This is a genomic window from Lentisalinibacter orientalis (assembly GCF_040706535.1).
In the GTDB taxonomy this organism is placed as follows: Bacteria; Pseudomonadota; Gammaproteobacteria; order Steroidobacterales; family Woeseiaceae; genus Lentisalinibacter; species Lentisalinibacter orientalis.
This window is the reverse complement of sequence record NZ_JAPDRJ010000001.1, coordinates 1,219,997-1,237,960: the sequence shown is the minus strand read 5'-3', so window position 1 is coordinate 1,237,960 and position 17,964 is coordinate 1,219,997. Positions and strand designations below refer to the sequence as shown.

Here is a 17,964-nt window from a genome sequence, read left to right as displayed (position 1 = left end):
GAATGCCGCAAATTTCAGCCGAGAAACGCCAGTACGGCTTCAGACCACTCCTTCGGCCGCTCGTTCAACATGAATATGCCGCCGTCGATACTCGCCAGGCGGCAATCGGGGAGAACGTCTGCAAATACCTGATTTTTATCAGGTTGACTGAAGGGATCGTCAACGCCCGAGAGCACCAGCGCCGGCGCTTTCACCCGCGGCAGGCGGTCCTCCATGTGGTACTCCGCCACCGCGAAATGGCCCCATTCGCTGATCTCGCCGGCCCGGAACAGGTCCAGCACGCAGCGCTGCACCAGCGCCGGATCGTCGATCCAGCCGGCCATCCGGTGCCATTTCTCGGCCAGATGGGAGCCGTCCGACTGCACGTGCCACTGCTCGAAGAGGGCGCCGAGCTCCCGGCGGGCCGCCTCGTCCATATAGACCGGGCCCGACAGGACCAGGTGCGAGACCCGCTCCGGCCGGGCGGCGGCCGCCTCGACGGAGACGATGGCGCCCGTGTGGTGGCCGCCGAGCGCCGCACGCTCCAGGCCGAGATGATCCAGCAGCGCGACGGCCGCCTCGGCATACCCGGCGACGTCGGGCCGGGACGCCGGGCGGTCCGAGCAGCCGTAGCCGGGCAGGTCCATGGCGATCACGCGCAGATGCTCATCCAGCAGCGGAATGACCTCGGCGAACTCGTCCACCGACCGGGGCACCTGGTGCAGCAGCAGCAGGGGCCGGGCCGCCGGGTCGCCGCTGTCCACGAAGTGGACCTGGCCCAGGGGGCTGTCGAAGAGGTGTCGTCTCATGGCGGGACAGACTGCCACATCCGTTGCCCTGCGGTCGATTCCAGGTCATCCTGTCGTCGGCCTGAGACGCATATTCGCGACTTCCGTCACCGTCTCACGGGCCGATCCGTGCTTGAACTGACGGGTGTGCTCGCCGCCGCGGCGCAGGAAGCCGATCATGCTTCTGAATCACCTGACCGACGAGGTACTCGATGCCTTCGACGGTATCTGCTACACCGTGGAGCCCGACGGACGCATAGCCGCCATCGGCCCCGGCAACTGGAATCGATTTGCCGAAACAGGCGGCGTGAACTCTCCCCGAGCGCACGATATCCGTGGCAGGAACCTGTTCGATTTCGTCGGCGGCGACGAGGTGGGCGGCCACTACCGGACGATCCTGCGAGAGCTCCGGCGGCCGGAGTTCAGCGAATGGGTCATGCACTTCCGCTGCGACGGGCCGGACTGCAAGCGCGGCATCCGCCTGGTCATCCGGTCCCTGCGCGAAGACGAAACCGTCACCGGCTATCTGTTCCAGTCCGTTGTGCTCGAGGAATCCCTGAGACCCAATCTGGACCTGCTCGATTTCGAAGCCATGCGGCGAGGCCTCGAACACGACCGGACCCGGCCGCTGGTGACGATGTGCAGCTACTGCCAGCGCGTGAAGGACGAGGTCCACACCGGCGGCGAGTGGGTTTCCGCCGAACGCTATTATTCCCTCGGCGGCGATTCGCGGGTACGACTGAGTCACGGTGTATGCCCGCCGTGCTACAAGACTGTGACCGAGTCCTTCGTCCGCAACTGAGCGGCCGCAGCGTCCCGCCCTTCCGGCGCTGCCATTGCCATAGCGATTGCCATTGCGGTTGCCATTGCGGTTGCCATTACAATCCCGCCCATGCTCCAGCTCTCAGACGTCGCGCTCCGCCGCGGGCCGAGGCTCCTGTTCGAACACGCCAGCGCCCAGATCCACCCCGGCCAGAAGGTGGGCGTGACCGGCGCCAACGGCACAGGCAAGACCAGCCTGCTGCGGATGATCCTTGGCGAACTGGCCCCTGACGCCGGCGAGTGCCGGCTGCCGCCGGACTGGGTCATCGCCCACGTCGACCAGGCCACGCCGTCGGATACGCGGCCGGCCATCGAATACGTCCTGGACGGTGATGCGGACCTGCGCGCCATCGCGGCCGACCTGGCGGACGCCGAGGCGGCCGGCGACGGCACGGCGATTGCGAAAGCTCATGCCCGCATCGAATCCGCCGACGGCTACACCGCCCGCAGCCGCGCTGCCCGCCTGCTGCACGGCCTCGGCTTCCTGCCCGGCCAGGAGGAGCGTCCCGTCGACACCTTCTCCGGCGGCTGGCGCATGCGCCTGAACCTGGCCCGCGCGCTGATGTGCCGCTCGGACCTCCTGCTGCTGGACGAGCCCACCAACCACCTCGATCTGGATGCCGTCATCTGGCTGGAGGGCTGGCTCAGGGAGTATCCGGGCACCCTGCTGCTGATCTCCCACGACCGGGACTTCCTGGACGGCGTGGCGGAGTACATCCTCAACATCGAGCAGGGCCGGCTCACGCTGTACACCGGCAACTACACGACGTTCGAGACCGTGCGCGCGGCGCGTCTCGCCCACCAGCAGGCCCAGTACGAGAAGCAGCAGCGGGAGATCGCCCACATGCATTCCTTCGTGGAGCGCTTCCGCTACAAGGCCACCAAGGCGCGCCAGGCCCAGAGCCGGCTGAAGGCGCTGGAGCGGATGGAGACCATCGCGCCGGCGCACGTCGACTCCCCGTTCCGCTTCTCGCTGCTGCCGCCGGAGAAGACGCCGCGCCCTCTCCTCACGCTGGACCGGGTAGCGGCCGGCTACGGCAACGTCACCGTCTTCTCCGGCGTGCAGCTCGCTTTCGCCCCCGGCGACCGCATCGGGCTGCTCGGACCGAACGGCGCCGGCAAGTCCACGCTGATCAAGCTCGCCGCCGGCATGCTGGAACCTCGTCGCGGGGAACGGCTGCCGGCGAAGGACCTGGCGGTCGGCTACTTCGCCCAGCACCAGGTGGAGCAGCTCGATCCCGCGCGCTCCGCCATCGACCACCTGGCCGAGATCGACCCAGACGCCCGGGAAGAGGCGCTCAGGAATTTCCTCGGCGGCTTCGGCTTCTCCGGCGACACGGTGTTCATGCTCACCGGCCCGTTCTCCGGCGGCGAGAAGTCCCGTCTGGCACTCGCGCTGCTGGTCTACCGGCGCCCCAACCTCCTGCTGCTGGACGAGCCGACCAACCACCTGGACATCGAGATGCGCCAGGCGCTCGCCGTCGCGCTGCAGGACTTCGAGGGCGCCATGATGATCGTCTCCCACGACCGGCATCTGCTGCGCGTCACCTGCGACACCCTGCTGCTGGTGCACAGCGGCACCGTGGACGAGTTCGCCGGCAGCCTCGACGACTACCCCCGCTGGCTCGCCGAGCACAACCGGGGCGACCGGCGCGCGGACGACGAGATCGCCAGCGAAGCCACGGCCAACACGGCGGCGGCACGGCGCGAGCGCAAGCGCCGGGAAGCCGAACGGCGCCGACAGCTTACGCCCCTGAAGAAACGCCTGGCCCGCGCCGAGGAATCGCTGGCGGCGCTGGAGGCCCGCCGCGGCAGGCTGCAGTCGGAGCTCACCGACGAGAACCTGTACGATGAGGCGAACCGGGACCGCCTTAAGTCCCTGCTGGCCGATCAGGCGGAGCTGGAACGCGAACTGGCGGCCGCGGAGGCGGAATGGCTCGCAGCGGGCGAGGCTCTGGAAGGGTTGACGGAGAGCGATGCATGAAAACCCCAGGTAGGAGGGCCTTCAGGCCCGATTCCGATGCGCCCGGGGGGGAGGAATCGGGCCTGAAGGCCCTCCTACCGGCCACCATCAGCCGGCGGCACCTCCTCGCCGGCCTCGGCGCGCTTGCGCTGTGCCCCTTCGCCAATCGGGCGCAGGCCGACGAGGACGCACCCCGCTACTCCGCACTCGCGCTGCAGACCCTGTGCGACGCGGTCAACCAGGACGCCACCGCGGAGGCCGCCCGCGCCCGCATGATGGCCTCCATCCGCCGCATCGCCGGCCAGGTCGCATCGGCCAAAGGATTCCTGAAGACCTTCAACGGCAGCGAGCTCCGCCTGGTGGTGCTGCCGGAGTACTACCTCACCGGCTTCCCCCTGCGCGAGAGCCGGGAGGAATGGAAGGCGAAGGCCGCCGTCGACATCGGCGGGCCGGAATACGAGGCGCTGGCCGGCATCGCGGAGCGCTTCGGCGTATATCTCGCCGGCAACCTGTACGAGAACGACCCGGCCTTCCCGGAACTCTATTTCCAGGCCAACACCGTCATCGCGCCGCACGGCGACACCATCCTGCGTTACCGGCGCATGATCTCGCTGTACACGCCGACGCCCTGGGACGTCTGGGACGACTACCTCGCCCGCTACGGCGCGGACGCCGTGTTCCCGGTGGCCCGCACCGAGATCGGCACGCTCGGCACCATCGCCTCCGAGGAGATCCTGTACCCCGAGATCGCCCGCATGACCGCCATGAAGGGCGCCGAGATACTGCTGCATCACACCTCCGAAGTGGGCTCGCCCCTGCAGACCAAGAAGGACGTGATGAAGCGCGCCCGCGCCATCGAGAACATGGCCTACGTGGTCTCGGCGAACACGGCCGGCATCGCGGGCACGCCCCTGCCGTCGGCCTCCGCGGACGCGATGTCGAAGGTGGTGGACTGGGAGGGCAAGGTGCTGGGCGAGGCCGAGAGCGGCGAGAGCGTGAACGCCAATGCCATCCTGGATCTGCCGGCCCTGCGCGCGGCACGCCGGCGCACCGGCATGGCGAATCTCCTCTCGCGCCAGCCCTGGGGCGCCTACGAATCCGCCTACGCCGGCACCGACTGGGTGCCGCACGGCGCCATGGCGGAAGGCCGCATGCTCTCGCAGCAGGCCGTGATCGAGCGTCAGCGCGCCATCATCGAACGGCTGCGTGAGGACGGCGTGCTGCGCTGAGCCGAGCAGGAACCAACCGGGGGGGGAAAGTCCGATGACCACACGAACACTGAAAGGCAGCTGCCTCTGCGGCGCGGTGCGCTACGTCGTGGAAGGCGAAGCACGGGGCTTCTACCACTGCCACTGCTCGCGCTGCCGCAAGGCGTCCGGCACGGGCCACGCGAGCAACCTCTTCGTCCGCGGGTCGCTGAGCTGGGAGGCCGGCGAGGATCTGCTGACGCACTACCGGGTGCCCGAGGCCGAACGCTTCGGCACCAGTTTCTGCAGCCGCTGCGGCTCGCGCATGCCGCGCTACATGGAGGCGTCCGGACTCGCCTTCATCCCCGCCGGCTCGCTGGACACGGAGCCCGATATCCTGCCCCAGGCGCGCATCTTCACCGGCTCGCGCAGCGCATGGTCGTGCACCGCAGCGGCGCTGCCGGAGTTTCCCGAATACCCGGAGTAAGCTAGGGTCGGCAGCACGCCCGTCGGAAAAGCCCATTACACGAAGAGAGTCAGCGCATGAGCGACAAGAAAGAATTCGACCTGGTCCTGTACGGCGCCACCGGTTTCACCGGACGGCTGGTCGCCGAATACCTCGTCCAGCAGTACGGCGACGACCCGGACCTCGCATGGGCGATGGCGGGCCGCAGCGAGGAGAAGCTCGCCGCCGTGCGCGACGAGATCGGCGCGCCGAAGGACACGCCGCTGGTGGTCGCCGACGCGAGCGATCCGGGCTCGCTGCAGGCGATGGCGGAGCGCACGCGGCTGGTCCTGACCACGGTGGGCCCCTACCAGCTTTACGGCTCCGACCTGGTCGCCGTGTGCGCGAAGACCGGCACCGACTACGTCGATCTCTGCGGCGAACCCGCGTGGATGCGCTACATGATCGACGAGCACGAGGAGCAGGCCACCGAGAGCGGCGCCCGCATCGTCTTCTCCTGCGGCTTCGACTCCATCCCCTTCGACCTGGGCGTGTACTTCCTGCAGCAGGCGGCGAAGAAGGAGTTCGGCGCGACGGCACCCCGTGTGAAAGGCCGGGTCCGCAAGATGAAAGGCGGCTTCTCCGGCGGCACGGCGGCGAGCCTGAAGGCCACGCTGGCCGCCGCTCAGAACAACCCGAGCGTGCTGGCCCTGCTGCGGGATCCCTTCGCGCTGACGCCCGGATTCAGCGGGCCGGAACAGCCCCGCGGCACGAAGCCGGCGTACGACGAATCCATGGGCGTCTGGTGCGCGCCTTTCATCATGGCGCCCATCAACACCCGCAACGTGCACCGCTCCAACGCGCTGCTCGGGCACGCCTACGGCGAGGAGTTCGTCTACGACGAGATGCTGGTGGTGGGCCCCGGCGACGAAGGCGAGGCGAAGGCGAAGGCCATTGCCAAAGCCGACGCACTCGGCGGCGACAACGCGCCGAAACCCGGCGAGGGCCCCGGCAAGGAAGAGCGCGAAGCCGGCTCCTACGATGTGCTGTTCATCGGCGAGATGCCCGACGGCCGCGAGATTCGGGCCAGCGTCGGCGGCGACCTCGACCCCGGCTACGGCTCCACCTCGCGCATGATCGCCGAGAGCGCGATCTGCCTGCTGCGCGACGCCGCCGACACCCCCGGCGGCATCTGGACCACCGCGCCGGCCATGGGCGAGAAGCTGATCCGCCGCCTGGTCGACAACGCCGGGCTGCGCTTCACCGTGGAGACTTGATCGGCACCGCGAGTGCAGCGCACACTCTCTCCCCATAAGAACAGACAGAGGGGCAGACCATGACCGAGCTGGATAACAAACCGCCCGGGCTGTACTGGACCGTCGCCTGGGTGGCACTGGTCTGGAACCTGATCGGCGTCGCCACCTATCTGGGCCACGTGATGAGCGAGGCAGGCGCTGCTCCGCCGGTGCCCGCGTGGGTCACGGGCGCCTACGCGCTGGCGGTATTCGGCGGCACGTTCGGTGCGGTGGGACTGCTGCTGCGCAAGGCCTGGGCCGTGCCGCTGTTCGCGGTTTCGCTCGTGGCCGTCTTCGGCTGGGCCGGCTACGCCTTCACCGCCTTCGAGGGCACCGCCGCCGACCTGGTGCTGCCCGTCCTGATCCTCGTCATCGCCGCCTACCTCATGTGGGCGTCGGTGTCGGCGAAGAAGAGGGGGTGGATCGGCTAGCAGGAGGGCCTTCAGGCCCGATTGTCTAACGGAATCGGGGCTAAAGCCCCTCCTACATGCTGAGGCGCGTTATCGCCTCGTTCACCTGGCTGTCCGCCATCTCCCGGCCTCCCGCCAGCGAGGCGCACAGGTTCGCGCCCGCCGCGGGCTCCGGGCTGCGCGCGCGGAACAGATCGAGGCACGGCCCGCCGCCGGCGGCCAGGTCGCGGATCACCGGCGGGCTCAGCATGCCGGCCCGCTCGGCCACCGGGAAGCCGACGATATTGTGCAGCGCGGTCAGCAGCTTCGGCCCGACGAACTGGGGCGGGTACGGGCCCGAGTGGGCGCCGAGCAGGCGCTCGACGGCATCGATGCAGAAGTCCAGGAACGGATTGCCCCGGCGGAAAAGCAGGAAGGCATTGTGCACCTTCACCCGGGCCCGAGGCGTACGTCCGGGGCCCCGGCCCTCGATCCAGACTTCCCGGCCCACGGCATACGACTCGGCAGGCAGCGCCAGGCGCTCCGGATCGAACACGAGGAAATCCGCATCACACCAGACGGCCGCCTCGAAACCCTCGTCGAGGGCGGCGCGCAGCGCCAGCAGCCGGGCGAGATCGCTGGCCACCACCGGCTGGCCGCGGAGGCGCTCACGCAGGTGGTCGGGGACGGGGTCGAACAGTTCGTCGTCGATGTAGCGGTAATCGTAGCCGGCCGCGCCGGCCCAGGCCTCCACGGAAGCCAGGCAGCGGGTCAGCCATGGGGCCGGCAGGGGGTCTCGGTGGGATTGGAGGACGAGGGTGCGCCTCATCATGCAGGAGGGGCTTGTAGGAGGGGCTCGTAGGAGGGGCTTTAGCCCCGATCCCTTAAACCATCGGGCCTGAAGGCCCTCCTACATCAGCCGGCACCTATTTCTTCGACATGGAGAGATGGACCCTGCCGGAACGGCCCATGCGGCGCTCGTTCATGCGCTGCACGATGTCCTTCACGGCTTCCCGCACCTTCTTCTTCGTCCCGCGACGGTGACCCACGATGGACTGGCCGCCCTGGCTGATCACGTAGCGGTACCAGCGGCCGTCGTCGCTGCCGTCCGGCGCCTCCACCTGCTCCAGTTCCACGAACTCGAAGGGCTGCTGATAATCGCGCGCCGGGGCCGCGCTCTCGCGTTTAGTGTTGCTCATCCCGCCCACCTTACCGGATCGGGCGGGCGGCGCAACCCGGCCGAGTACCCCATGCCCGATTCCGGCGGTAAAATCAAGAAGATAGAGCTGCCGGCGAGGCTCGGGCGGGGGTCGTAATTGCCCGGATACTGGGCGAACTCACGCAGAGGGTAAGCTAGGCTCCCAGACATCCCCTCGAAATATAAAGACACCTCGATAAGGGAGGAATCCATGGCGTATCAGACGGCTGACATCCGTAACGTGTGCCTGGCGGGGCCCAGTAACGCGGGCAAGACGACGCTCGTGGAGGCCCTGCTGAAGGCAGGCGGCTCCATCCAGAGCTGCGGCGAAGTGGAGCGCGGCAACACCGTCGCCGATTTCCATCCCCGGGAACGCGAATTCGGCCACTCGCTGCATCCGGCGGTGTGCCATCTCGACCATGAGGGCATCCACGTCAACGTGGTGGATACGCCGGGATACCCGGACTTCTACGGCCGCGCGCTGGCCGTCCTGCCCGCCGTGGAGACCGCCGCCATCGTGGTGGATGCGCAGAACGGCGTCGACCTCACTGCCCGGCGCATGATGGAGGCCGCGGCGAGACAGCGCCTGTGCCGGATGATCATCGTCAACAAGATCGACGCCGACGGCGTGGACCACGCCCGCATCATGGAGGAGATCCAGTCCGCGTTCGGTGCGGAGTGCCTGCCCATCAACCTGCCGTCCGCCTCCGGCGAGGCCGTCGTCGACTGCTTCTTCCAGCTGGAGGGCGAGGAGACGGCCTTCAGCGACGTGGCCACTGCCCACGAGAAGATCATCGACCAGGTCGTCGAGCTGGACGAGGAACTGATGGAGGTCTACCTGGAGCAGGGCCAGGAACTCGCGCCGGAGCAGCTGCACGACCCCTTCGAGAAGGCGCTCCGGGAGGGTCACCTGGTGCCGGTCTGTTTCGTCTCGGCGAAGACCGGCGCCGGCGTGCGCCAGCTGCTGCGCATCTTCGAGCGACTGATGCCGAATCCGGCGGAGGGCAACCCGGCGGTCTACTTCAGGGGAGAGGATGACGGCGCAGAGGAAGTCGTCGCGACGCCCGATGCGGACGCCCACGTGGTGGCCCACGTCTTCATGGTGAACATCGACCCCTTCAAGGGCCGGCTCGCCGTGTTCCGCATCCACCAGGGCACCGTCCGCCCGGGCATGCAGTTGTTCGTGGGCGACGCCCGCAAACCCGTCAAGGTCGGCCAGCTGCTGAAGCTGAACGGCGCGGAGCACGTGAAGGCCGAGCGCGGCATCCCGGGCGACATCTGCGCCATCCCGCGGCTGGAGGAGGCCCACTACGACGCGGTGCTGCACGACTCCCACGACGAGGATCACTACCATCTGAAATCCCTGCGCAACGCCAGGCCGATGTACGGACTGGCCATCAAGCTCTCGGACGACGCGGACGTGCAGAAGATCTCCGATGCGCTGCACGCGGTGGAAGCCGAAGACCCGTCACTGCATCTCGAGCACGTCCCGGCACTGAACGAGATCGTCCTGAACGGGCTGGGCGACCTGCATCTCAGGACCGTGCTGGAGGAGATCAGGGACCGCTACGGCATCGAGGTGGAGACGGCGCCGCCCTCCATCGCCTACCGGGAGACGATTACCGCCCCGGCGGAGGGTCATCACCGGCACAAGAAACAGACCGGCGGCGCGGGTCAGTTCGGCGAGGTGTATCTGCGCATCGAGCCGCTGCCGGACGGCGGGGGCTTCGAGTTCAAGAGCGAGGTCGTCGGCGGTGCCATCCCCTCCGGTCTCATCCCGGCGGTGGAAACCGGCGTGCGGCAGGTGATGGAGTCCGGCGCGCTCGCCGGCTATCCCATGCAGGACGTGCGCGTCGTCGTCTACGACGGCAAGTACCACACGGTGGACTCGAAGGAGATCGCGTTCGTCCAGGCCGGCAAGAAAGCCTTCATGGATGCCGTGGAGAAAGCCTCACCGGTGATCATGGAGCCCATCGTCGACGTGGTCTTCCGCGTGCCCGCCGATTGCGTCGGCGCGGTGACCGGCGACCTGTCCGGCATGCGCGGCATCGTCAGCGGCACCGCCGTGCTGGGCGAGAACCGCATGGAGATCTCGGGCCAGGCCCCGCTGGAGGAGATCCAGGGCTATCACTCGCGGCTGAAGTCCATCTCCGGCGGCGAGGGCCGCCTGTCGATGGAGTTCAGCCATTACGCGCGGGTGCCGCAGAACATCCAGGAGCGGCTGGTCGCGGCCCACAGGGACGGCTAGCCAGGACGGCCGGCATTGCCGGGATGGTCGGCGAGGACGGCTAGATCGCGGGGTGCCGGTTGTGCCAGCCGGTCGCGCCCTCGTAGGCGTGGCCGATGCGGCACAGCATGGCCTCGCCGCCCGGCGCCGCCATGTATTGCATCCCCAGCGGGACGCCGTCCTCCGTGAAACCGCAGGGCAGCGTCAGCGCCGGCGCGCCCGAGAAGTTGGCCGGCACCGCGAAATACTGGTGCAGGTGCTCCGCCAGGGGCTCGATCCCCTCCATGCCGCCGCGCTGGATTTCCTCGGTGACGGGCATGGTCGGGTTGCCCGCCGGCATGGCGATGGCGTCCACCGTCCCCAGCAGCTCGTTCATCCTGCCGGCGTAATCGGCGCGGAAGGCCCGGGCCGCGGCCAGCTGCTCTTCCGTCAGCGCGGCCCCGGCCTGCAGGAACTCGCGGAAGAAGGGCCCGAACTCGTCGGCCCGCTCCGGGTAGAACTCGGCGTGCGCCTCGAGGGCCTCGGCCGCGGCGATGGCGGACCAGGGATCGGCGAGGCCGGTGCTGCCGGCGGGCATGGTCACGTCCACGATCTCGGCGCCCATCGCCGCCAGCTGGCCCAGCGCATCCTGGATGGCGCTCGCCAGGCGCGGGTCGACGCCCTCGGTGGCGAAGGCCTCGTCGTAGCCGATGCGCAGCCCCTTCACGCCGGCGTCGATGTCGGCGAAGAGGTCCGGCACCGGCTCGTCCAGGGTGGTGGGATCGTTCGGGTCGGGGCCGCCGATCACCTGCAGCATGGCCGCCGCATCGGCCACCCGCCGGGTCATGGGGCCGACGTGGTCCAGCGATTCCGCCAGCGGGATGACGCCGTAGCGGCTGACCCGGCCGTAGGTCGGCTTCAGACCCACGATGCCGTTGGCCTGGGACGGAAAGCGGATGGAGCCGCCGGTGTCGCTGCCGAGCGAGCCGAAGCACAGGCCTGCCGCCGTCGCGACGCCAGAGCCGCTGGACGACACACCCGGCCAGAGGTCCGGATCCCAGGGATTCTTCGGCACCTCGAAGGACGGGTGATAGCCGGCCATCGCGCCCTCGGTGAGATTGAGCTTGCCGACCAGGACGGCGCCGGCCGCCTGCAGGCGCGCGACCACGGTGGCATCGTAATCCGGCACGAAGTCGCGATAGACCGCCATGCCGCCCATGGTCGGCACCGCCTTCGTGTAACAGAGGTCCTTCACCGCCACCGGCACGCCGTGCAGCGGGCCGCGGTAATTGCCGGCGGCGATCTCGGCCTCGGCCCGTTCGGCCGCCTCGAGTGCCGCGACGTTCATGACCGTGGCGTAGGCCCTGAGCGAGGGCTCCAGGTCCTCGATGCGGCCGAGCATGGCCTGGGTGAGCGCAACGGGCGAGATCTCCTGCGCCTGGACCCGCGCGGCCACGGACAGCAGGCTCTCGTAGTGCAGCGGCGCCGTCGCCCGGCCGGCCGGAGTGGCCGCAGGTCCGGGGCCGCCGCCATTGCCACCGCTGCCGCCATTGCCGCAGCCGCCCGTGGCCGCGGCCACGCCCGCCCCGCCGATGAGCGTCAGCACCTGGCGTCTCGTTAATCCTGCCTTGCCGGTCGTCATGATGGCGTCTCCCCTTCATCGTCGGAATTCCCCGGGGAACAGTGTAACGGACCGGGCGAACGATAATTCGCCGCATGTCGCCGCATAGCGACAGTTGTTGGGCCGGGCAGGCGCGTGCTAGAACCGCTCGAACGACAACCGGATCGACCGGCACGACCGGATCGACGCAATCGACACGACGAGGGGACAGCAATGTTTGAACGTGGCAGGAAAGACGGCGGCGAAACCGCCACCAATCCCGGCGAGAGCCGCAGCACGAGCGCGCCCGCAGCGAAGCCCGCCTATACCGCGGGCGGCGGCACCGGCGAAATGGCGGTCATCGGGCGCTCCATCCGCATCGACGGCGACCTGCAGGGCGAGGAGGATCTGCGCATCGAGGGGCGGGTGACCGGCACGGTGAAGCTGGTGAACAACAGCCTGACCATCGGCAAGGAAGGCGAGATTCATGCCGACGTCTACGCCAAGGCCATCACCGTGGACGGCGTCATGGAGGGCGACCTGTTCGGTGCCGAGCAGGTGGCGATCCGCCGCAACGCCCGGGTGAAGGGCAACATCACCGCCCCGCGGGTGAGCCTCGAGGACGGCGCCCATTTCAAGGGCTCCATCGAGATGGACTCCGAGGCCGTCGAGGCCGCGCTGGGCAAGCAGGGCGCGACCCGCAAGCCGGCCTCGGTGGCATCCTCTACTACGCCGTCCACGGCGAAGAAAGAGGAATCGGCAGCCTGACATGGCCGGCGCGGCCGCGCAGGTGCTGCCGGGGGCGGCGGGGCCGGTACGGGCCCCGCTGTTCCGCTCCCTGGTGGAGCGGATGGAGGAAGGCGGCCGCTGGGTGATACTGGACCTCGGTCCGGCGCGCCCCGAGAGCATCGATCTGTTCGGCCGCTTCCGCTGCCGCCTGGAGATCGCCGACCTCGCGGACGATCTCGACGCGCTCGTGCCGCCGGAAGACGCGGGCGAGGAGCTGCTGCGCGAGCGCATGGAGGACGCGCTGCCGCCGCGCAACCCGGAGCCGGTGGACGTCGTCCTGTGCTGGGACCTGCTCAACTACCTGCAGCCGGCCGCCCTGCCCGCGCTGTCGTCCCGTCTGGCGGCACGGGGGCTGCCCGGCACGCTCGTGCATGCCCTGGTCGCCTACCGGGACCCGCTGATGCCCGCCCTGCCCGGCGGCTTCTGCCCGGTGGACGGCGAGCACCTGGTGCGGCGCAACGCCGCCCCGGACGAACGACCGGCACCCCGCTATTCGCCGGAGGAACTCGGCAAGGCCTTCCGGGAGTTCTCCATCGAGCGTGCCATCCTGCTCGGCAACGGCATGCAGGAGTTTCTGTTCCGCCTCTGAAGCCTGCCGGTCGCGGCGACGGTTGACTCGATCCGCGATTGTGTCAACAGTCCCCGTAATTCCACTGACAGGCCCTGCCATGACTGCAACTGCTCCCCGTCTTCCGCGACCCGCCATCCCCCCGGCGGTCGTCTTCCCGACCCTGTGCACGGTCCTCGTCGCCGCGCTTGCACTGACCGGCTGCGCCGCCGGGCCGCAGCCGGCGGACTATCCGGTCGTCTTCGCCGACGTCGAGACCGAGCCGGTGCCGGACGCAGGAGACGCCGCCGACGACCCGGCCGTCTGGGCACGCTCCGCCCGGGACGGCGGCGCACTCGTACTCGGCAGCAACAAGCTCCGCGCGCTGCATCTCTACGATCTCGACGGCCGGGAGACCCAGTCCATCGAGTCGGGCCGCCTCAACAACGTGGATCTGCGCCCGCTGCCGGACGGCGATGCGGTGGCCGTGGCGTCCAACCGGACCACCGGCAGCATCGACGTCTTCCTGCTCGACGCGGCGACGGGCAGTGCACGGCCGTTGCCGGGTTCGGCCGTCGCCACCGGTCTCGACGAGATCTACGGCATCTGCCTCGGCTCGGCGGGCGGCGACAGCTTCCACGTGTTCGTGAACGACAAGGACGGCCGCTATCAGCAGTGGTCGCTCGCACGCACCGGTCCGGCGGCCTTCTCGGCCCGGCTCGCCCGGGAGTTCCGCCTGGCGGGCCAGCCCGAGGGCTGTGTGGTCGACGAGGCCGCCGGGCATGTCTACGTGGGCGAGGAGCCCCGCGGCATCTGGCGCGGCACGCTCGACCCGGCGGCCGACTGGACGCCGGAACTCGTCGACAGCGTCGACGGCCCGGCGCTGGTGGCCGATGTGGAAGGCCTCACCATCTACTCGCCCGCCGCGGGCCCGCGCTACCTGCTCGCCTCCAGCCAGGGCGACAACAGCTACGCCGTCTACTGCCTCGGCGAAGAAGTCCGCTACCTGGTCTCCTTCCGCGTGGCCGACAACGAGGATGCCGGCATCGACGGCACCGAGGAGACCGACGGCATCGACGTGACCGCCGCCGATCTGGGCCCCCGCTTCCCCCGCGGCATCTTCGTCGGCCAGGACGGGCGCAACGAAGGTGCCGACAGCCAGAACTTCAAGATCGTGGACTGGCGGCGGATAGAAAGCGTGATCCCGGAAGGCCGCTGCCGGTAACGAAACAGGTAGGAGGGCCTTCAGGCCCGATCTATTCTCCTTTTGGCGTAGGCCCGCCATCGGGTGGGTAAGGGTCGCGGGGACGCTCAGTCGGACGTCCTGTCCTCCTTCGCTTCGGCCGGGCCTCCTTCCCGCCGTCATGGCTCCAGTCGGCCCGGACGACCCCGCAACCCTTACCCACCCGCTAACGGGCCCGTGGCCGAAAGGGATGGCACCGGTCAGCCGGCGCTACTGACTGGCAGCTCCGCCACGCCACCGGTAGCACGGCCGTCATGCGGGGGTATCCGTCGCCGCGACCTTTTGTCTGGAGCAAGACGGATGCCCCCGCAGGGCGGCCATAAGAGAAGGGGTCGGGAGGTAGGGATCGGGCCTGAAGGCCCTCCTACGAAATTGCGGCCGCCAGCCCGATCATCGCCAGCGTCGCCAGCACCGGGATCACCACCGTGATGATGCCCACGTCGCGATACGCTTCCTTGTGGGTCAGGCCGGTGATGGTGAGCATGGCGACCACCGCGCCGCAGTGAGGCAGCGAGTCGAAGCCGCCGCTGGCCATGGTGGCCAGGCGATGCAGCGTGCCGGGTTCGATGCCCATCTCCAGATAGGCCGGCGCCATGGTCTGCATGAAAATCTGCAGGCCGCCCGAGGCCGATCCCGTGATGCCGGCCACCAGGCTGACGGACCCGAACATGGAGACGAGCGGCGGCAGGCCCGACTCCAGCATCAGGCGGGTGAACTGCTCGAAGCCCGCCGTCTGCGTCACGACGCCGCCGAAGCCGATGACCGCCGCGGTGTTGATCAGCGGCATGATCGAGTCCTGCGTGCCGTGGCCCACCACCTCGAGCGCGCGGCCGCGCACCATCGGGAACATGAGCACCGCGAGCAGGGTGCCGGCGAGCAGCGCGATGCTGGGCCAGACGACGGGCTGGCCGTCGGCGAAACGCAGCAGCGCGAAGAACCAGCCCGACTGCGCCAGCGTGGCCTCGTCCAGCGACATGATGATCAGCCTCGGCGCCACGATCGTGCCCAGGACCAGCGCCAGCGGCAGCGCCGCCGGCAGCCAGTGCGGATAGCCGGGATCACCGGCGTTCGCGGTCGAGACGGGGTCGCTCGGCGCCGGCTGGAAATGCTCGCCGTTGGCGGCGGCGATGCGGCGCTGGCGCTCGAGATACCACATGCCGCCGGCGAACATCAGGGCGCCTCCGCCCACCCCGTACCAGCCGCCGGCGAACAGGGTGGTCTCCAGCGCCGCCGCCGAGATCACGTTGTGGATGGAGGGGGTGCCCGGCAGTGCCGTCAGCGTGAAAGTGCCGGCCCCCAGTGCCAGCGCGCCGCAGAACAGCCGCTTCGGGATGTCCGCCTGCTGCAGCAGCTTCAGCCCGAGCGGATACATGGCGAAGATCACCACGAAGACGACCACGCCACCGTAGGTCAGCAGCGCGCAGGCCAGCACCGTGATCCACAGCGCCCGGTGGGCACCCAGCCGCTCCACCAGCGCCAGCGCGATGCTGGCGGCCGCGTGGCTCTCGCCCATGACCCGCCCGAACATGGCGCCGGCGGCGAACAGCAGGAAGAACCGCCCCGCGAAGGTGAACGCGCCCAGCGGCCCGAACGAGAAATACTCGGTCAGCCCGGCGGCGACCGGCAGCTGGTTGGTGGCGATGACCACCACCGAGCACAGCAGCGCAGCAAAGACGATGTTGATGCCCCTGAGCGCCAGCCAGATGAGCAGCGCGACGCTGCCGATGAGACCGATGTATTCCATGCTCCCCCCGAAGCGGTTTCCGGCCCGGAGCAGTATACGCACTCATCGGCAGTGCCGGCGACGTCAGCCCCGCGAGGCCCGATGAGGGCGATCGCGACGATGCCGGTCGTCGGCCACCGGCACCTGCAGTGACTTCAGGAACTCGATTACCGCATCCCGCTCGTGCTCCGGCAGCGCCTGGAAGGCCTGCCGGGACGCGCGTGCCTCGCCGTCGTGGGCCAGAGTCGCCTCGCGCAGCGTGGTGTAGCGGCCGTGATGGAAATACGGCGGCTCGCTGGCCGCGCCCCACAGCCGCTTCGTCAGGAACCGCCGGTTGCCGGCGAAGAACCCCGGCGAGCCTGCCGGGTGATTGATGTCGATGGCCTCAATGCCGGCGGCCTGCGGCCCGGCCGTGATGTCGTGCAGCTTCAGGTCCGTGAACGCCGGCACCCACACCACGCCGTCGCGGGGCCGGAGCCGGCGGCCGGGCAGGTCGTCCCGGCTGAGATCCACGCGCACCGGGCGCGTATCGCCGGGCTGCAGATTGCCGGGCGGGTTGTAGGGGTTCGGCTCCGTGTACACCCAGCCCTCGTCCACCAGCGGCAGGGCCGGCACGTGGCAGTCGGCGCAGCCGATGCGCCGGAACAACTGCCCGCCCCGGCGCACGGCCCGCCGGGCCTCCCGGCCCCCGGGCAGCACCTGGCGCGGCGGCGGCAGCGTCGCCTGGAACAGGGTGGCCGCGGTGATGTCCGCGCGGGTCAGCTCGTCGGCGATGCCGTCGCCGTCGGCATCCACACCGTCGCCGAAGCGCTCCGCCGCCTGCATGCCGTGATGGTGATTGAAGGCATTACTCGTGAACTGGCGGAGGGACACCGCGCTGCCCGACTGGTGGAACGGATGGATGACCAGGCTCGGCGGGTCTTCGGCGCCCGCGCTCGCCACGCTCTGCGGCGGCAGGCCCTCCACCGCGGAGACATCCCAGACGCCGCCCGCCTCGCGGCGGATCACGCCGAAAGACACGCCCTTCGTCTCCAGTTCGAGGGCGCCGCCCGGCGGCGTGGCATCCCGGATGGTCTGCAGCTCGGCGGTCATCTGGCGGGCCAGCATCTCGATGTAGCCGGAGCCGTACATGCCGGGCGTCGCGCGGAAATTGCCGATGCTCTGCAGCGTGGTGAAGGCGCCCGCCTCGTCCCGCGAGCCCTTCAGCGGCACGGTGTCGTCCACGTCGAAGCTCGCGAAGTCGAAACGCTGGGCGGCGACGAACACGCCGGTGACGAAGTCGCCGCCGCCGCCGGGCCGGCCCGCCGGCACGTTGTGGCAGCCGGCACAGCTGTTGGCGTCCCGCCCCGACACCCGGTTGAAGCTGCGGGGAAAAACCAGCGGTGCCGCGGCATCGGCGAGCGGGCCGCCGGTGCCGTCGCTGAACGGACGCCCGGCGCCCTCCGCCGGCGTCCAGCGCGCCGTGAAGGCGGCCTCGCCGCGGCGCAGCAGCTCGTGCAGCGGCAGCCGGTGCTCCTCGCCGTCCTCGAGCCGCCGGTAGCCCGAACGTTCCTCGCCGATCCGCCCGGCCGAGGGTCCGACGATTCGTTCAGCCAATGGCCCGGCGACGGGTCCGGCAGCTGGACCCGCGGCCGGTTCAGCGACGGCCCCGGCGGTCACGTCTGCGCTCATCAGCAGCAATACGACGAGAGCCGCTGCGACCGTCCCGGCGCCGGCGCCCTTCCCTTCCTGGTATGTGTCCATGACCTCCTCCCCGGTTCGGTTGCGAAGGCGGCCGACACTAGGCCCGG

Annotated in this window: 16 protein-coding genes; 10 read left to right on the top strand and 6 right to left on the bottom strand. The window is 69.5% G+C overall.

Annotated elements, in window-relative coordinates; genetic code table 11:
* Positions 1–14 precede the first annotated feature (14 nt).
* Complete coding sequence (locus tag ACJMK0_RS05450) at positions 15–788, bottom strand: alpha/beta fold hydrolase (protein ID WP_405236264.1); 774 nt, start codon at positions 786–788, stop codon at positions 15–17.
* Between the two features lie 157 nt (positions 789–945).
* Between ACJMK0_RS05450 and ACJMK0_RS05445 the strand changes: the two genes are divergently transcribed.
* The 6 genes from ACJMK0_RS05445 to ACJMK0_RS05420 all read left to right on the top strand — a co-directional run bounded on the left by ACJMK0_RS05445 (position 946) and on the right by ACJMK0_RS05420 (position 6,910).
* Positions 946–1,569, top strand: a complete 624-nt coding sequence (locus ACJMK0_RS05445) for a hypothetical protein (protein WP_405236262.1) — start codon at positions 946–948, stop codon at positions 1,567–1,569.
* Positions 1,570–1,659: 90 nt separating this feature from the next.
* Positions 1,660–3,573, top strand: a complete 1,914-nt coding sequence (locus ACJMK0_RS05440; protein ID WP_405236260.1) for an ATP-binding cassette domain-containing protein — start codon at positions 1,660–1,662, stop codon at positions 3,571–3,573.
* Entirely contained in the window at positions 3,570–4,781 is a 1,212-nt protein-coding gene (locus ACJMK0_RS05435) for a nitrilase-related carbon-nitrogen hydrolase (protein WP_405236258.1), read from the top strand. Before ACJMK0_RS05440 ends, ACJMK0_RS05435 begins: the two co-directional genes overlap by 4 nt.
* A gap of 34 nt (positions 4,782–4,815) precedes the next feature.
* Positions 4,816–5,226 carry a GFA family protein gene (locus tag ACJMK0_RS05430; protein ID WP_405236256.1) on the top strand — a complete coding sequence of 137 codons (411 nt, stop codon included), beginning with the start codon at positions 4,816–4,818 and terminating at the stop codon, positions 5,224–5,226.
* A 56-nt stretch (positions 5,227–5,282) separates the two neighbouring features.
* Positions 5,283–6,461: a saccharopine dehydrogenase family protein gene (locus tag ACJMK0_RS05425; RefSeq protein ID WP_405236254.1), complete on the top strand. Its 1,179-nt coding sequence runs from the start codon at positions 5,283–5,285 to the stop codon at positions 6,459–6,461.
* A 59-nt stretch (positions 6,462–6,520) separates the two neighbouring features.
* Positions 6,521–6,910: a hypothetical protein gene (locus ACJMK0_RS05420; RefSeq protein WP_405236253.1), complete on the top strand. Its 390-nt coding sequence runs from the start codon at positions 6,521–6,523 to the stop codon at positions 6,908–6,910.
* A 52-nt stretch (positions 6,911–6,962) separates the two neighbouring features.
* Here ACJMK0_RS05420 and ACJMK0_RS05415 read toward each other — a convergent pair whose 3' ends face one another.
* Both ACJMK0_RS05415 and ACJMK0_RS05410 read right to left on the bottom strand, forming a co-directional pair.
* A complete protein-coding gene (locus ACJMK0_RS05415) occupies positions 6,963–7,700 on the bottom strand; it encodes a hypothetical protein (RefSeq protein ID WP_405236251.1) in 738 nt (245 codons plus the stop codon).
* Positions 7,701–7,794: 94 nt separating this feature from the next.
* Positions 7,795–8,067, bottom strand: coding sequence for a hypothetical protein (locus ACJMK0_RS05410; RefSeq protein ID WP_405232437.1), 273 nt, complete (start codon positions 8,065–8,067; stop codon positions 7,795–7,797).
* 210 nt (positions 8,068–8,277) lie between these two features.
* Here ACJMK0_RS05410 and fusA point away from each other — a divergent pair, with 210 nt between their 5' ends.
* Positions 8,278–10,314, top strand: a complete 2,037-nt coding sequence (fusA, locus tag ACJMK0_RS05405; protein WP_405236249.1) for an elongation factor G — start codon at positions 8,278–8,280, stop codon at positions 10,312–10,314.
* 40 nt (positions 10,315–10,354) lie between these two features.
* Here fusA and ACJMK0_RS05400 read toward each other — a convergent pair whose 3' ends face one another.
* Positions 10,355–11,914, bottom strand: a complete 1,560-nt coding sequence (locus ACJMK0_RS05400; RefSeq protein WP_405236247.1) for an amidase — start codon at positions 11,912–11,914, stop codon at positions 10,355–10,357.
* 192 nt (positions 11,915–12,106) lie between these two features.
* Between ACJMK0_RS05400 and ACJMK0_RS05395 the strand changes: the two genes are divergently transcribed.
* The 3 genes from ACJMK0_RS05395 (at position 12,107) to ACJMK0_RS05385 (ending at position 14,433) form a co-directional block, all read left to right on the top strand.
* Positions 12,107–12,640: a bactofilin family protein gene (locus ACJMK0_RS05395; protein WP_405236245.1), complete on the top strand. Its 534-nt coding sequence runs from the start codon at positions 12,107–12,109 to the stop codon at positions 12,638–12,640.
* 1 nt (position 12,641) lies between these two features.
* The gene (locus ACJMK0_RS05390; RefSeq protein ID WP_405236243.1) at positions 12,642–13,250 is read left to right on the top strand and encodes a hypothetical protein; all 609 of its coding nucleotides are present in this window, start codon (positions 12,642–12,644) and stop codon (positions 13,248–13,250) included.
* A gap of 79 nt (positions 13,251–13,329) precedes the next feature.
* A complete protein-coding gene (locus ACJMK0_RS05385) occupies positions 13,330–14,433 on the top strand; it encodes a phytase (protein ID WP_405236241.1) in 1,104 nt (367 codons plus the stop codon).
* A 382-nt stretch (positions 14,434–14,815) separates the two neighbouring features.
* Here ACJMK0_RS05385 and ACJMK0_RS05380 read toward each other — a convergent pair whose 3' ends face one another.
* Together ACJMK0_RS05380 and ACJMK0_RS05375 are read right to left on the bottom strand one after the other, a co-directional pair.
* A complete protein-coding gene (locus ACJMK0_RS05380) occupies positions 14,816–16,195 on the bottom strand; it encodes a GntP family permease (RefSeq protein WP_405236239.1) in 1,380 nt (459 codons plus the stop codon).
* A gap of 63 nt (positions 16,196–16,258) precedes the next feature.
* Complete coding sequence (locus ACJMK0_RS05375) at positions 16,259–17,917, bottom strand: di-heme oxidoredictase family protein (RefSeq protein WP_405236237.1); 1,659 nt, start codon at positions 17,915–17,917, stop codon at positions 16,259–16,261.
* Positions 17,918–17,964 lie beyond the last annotated feature (47 nt).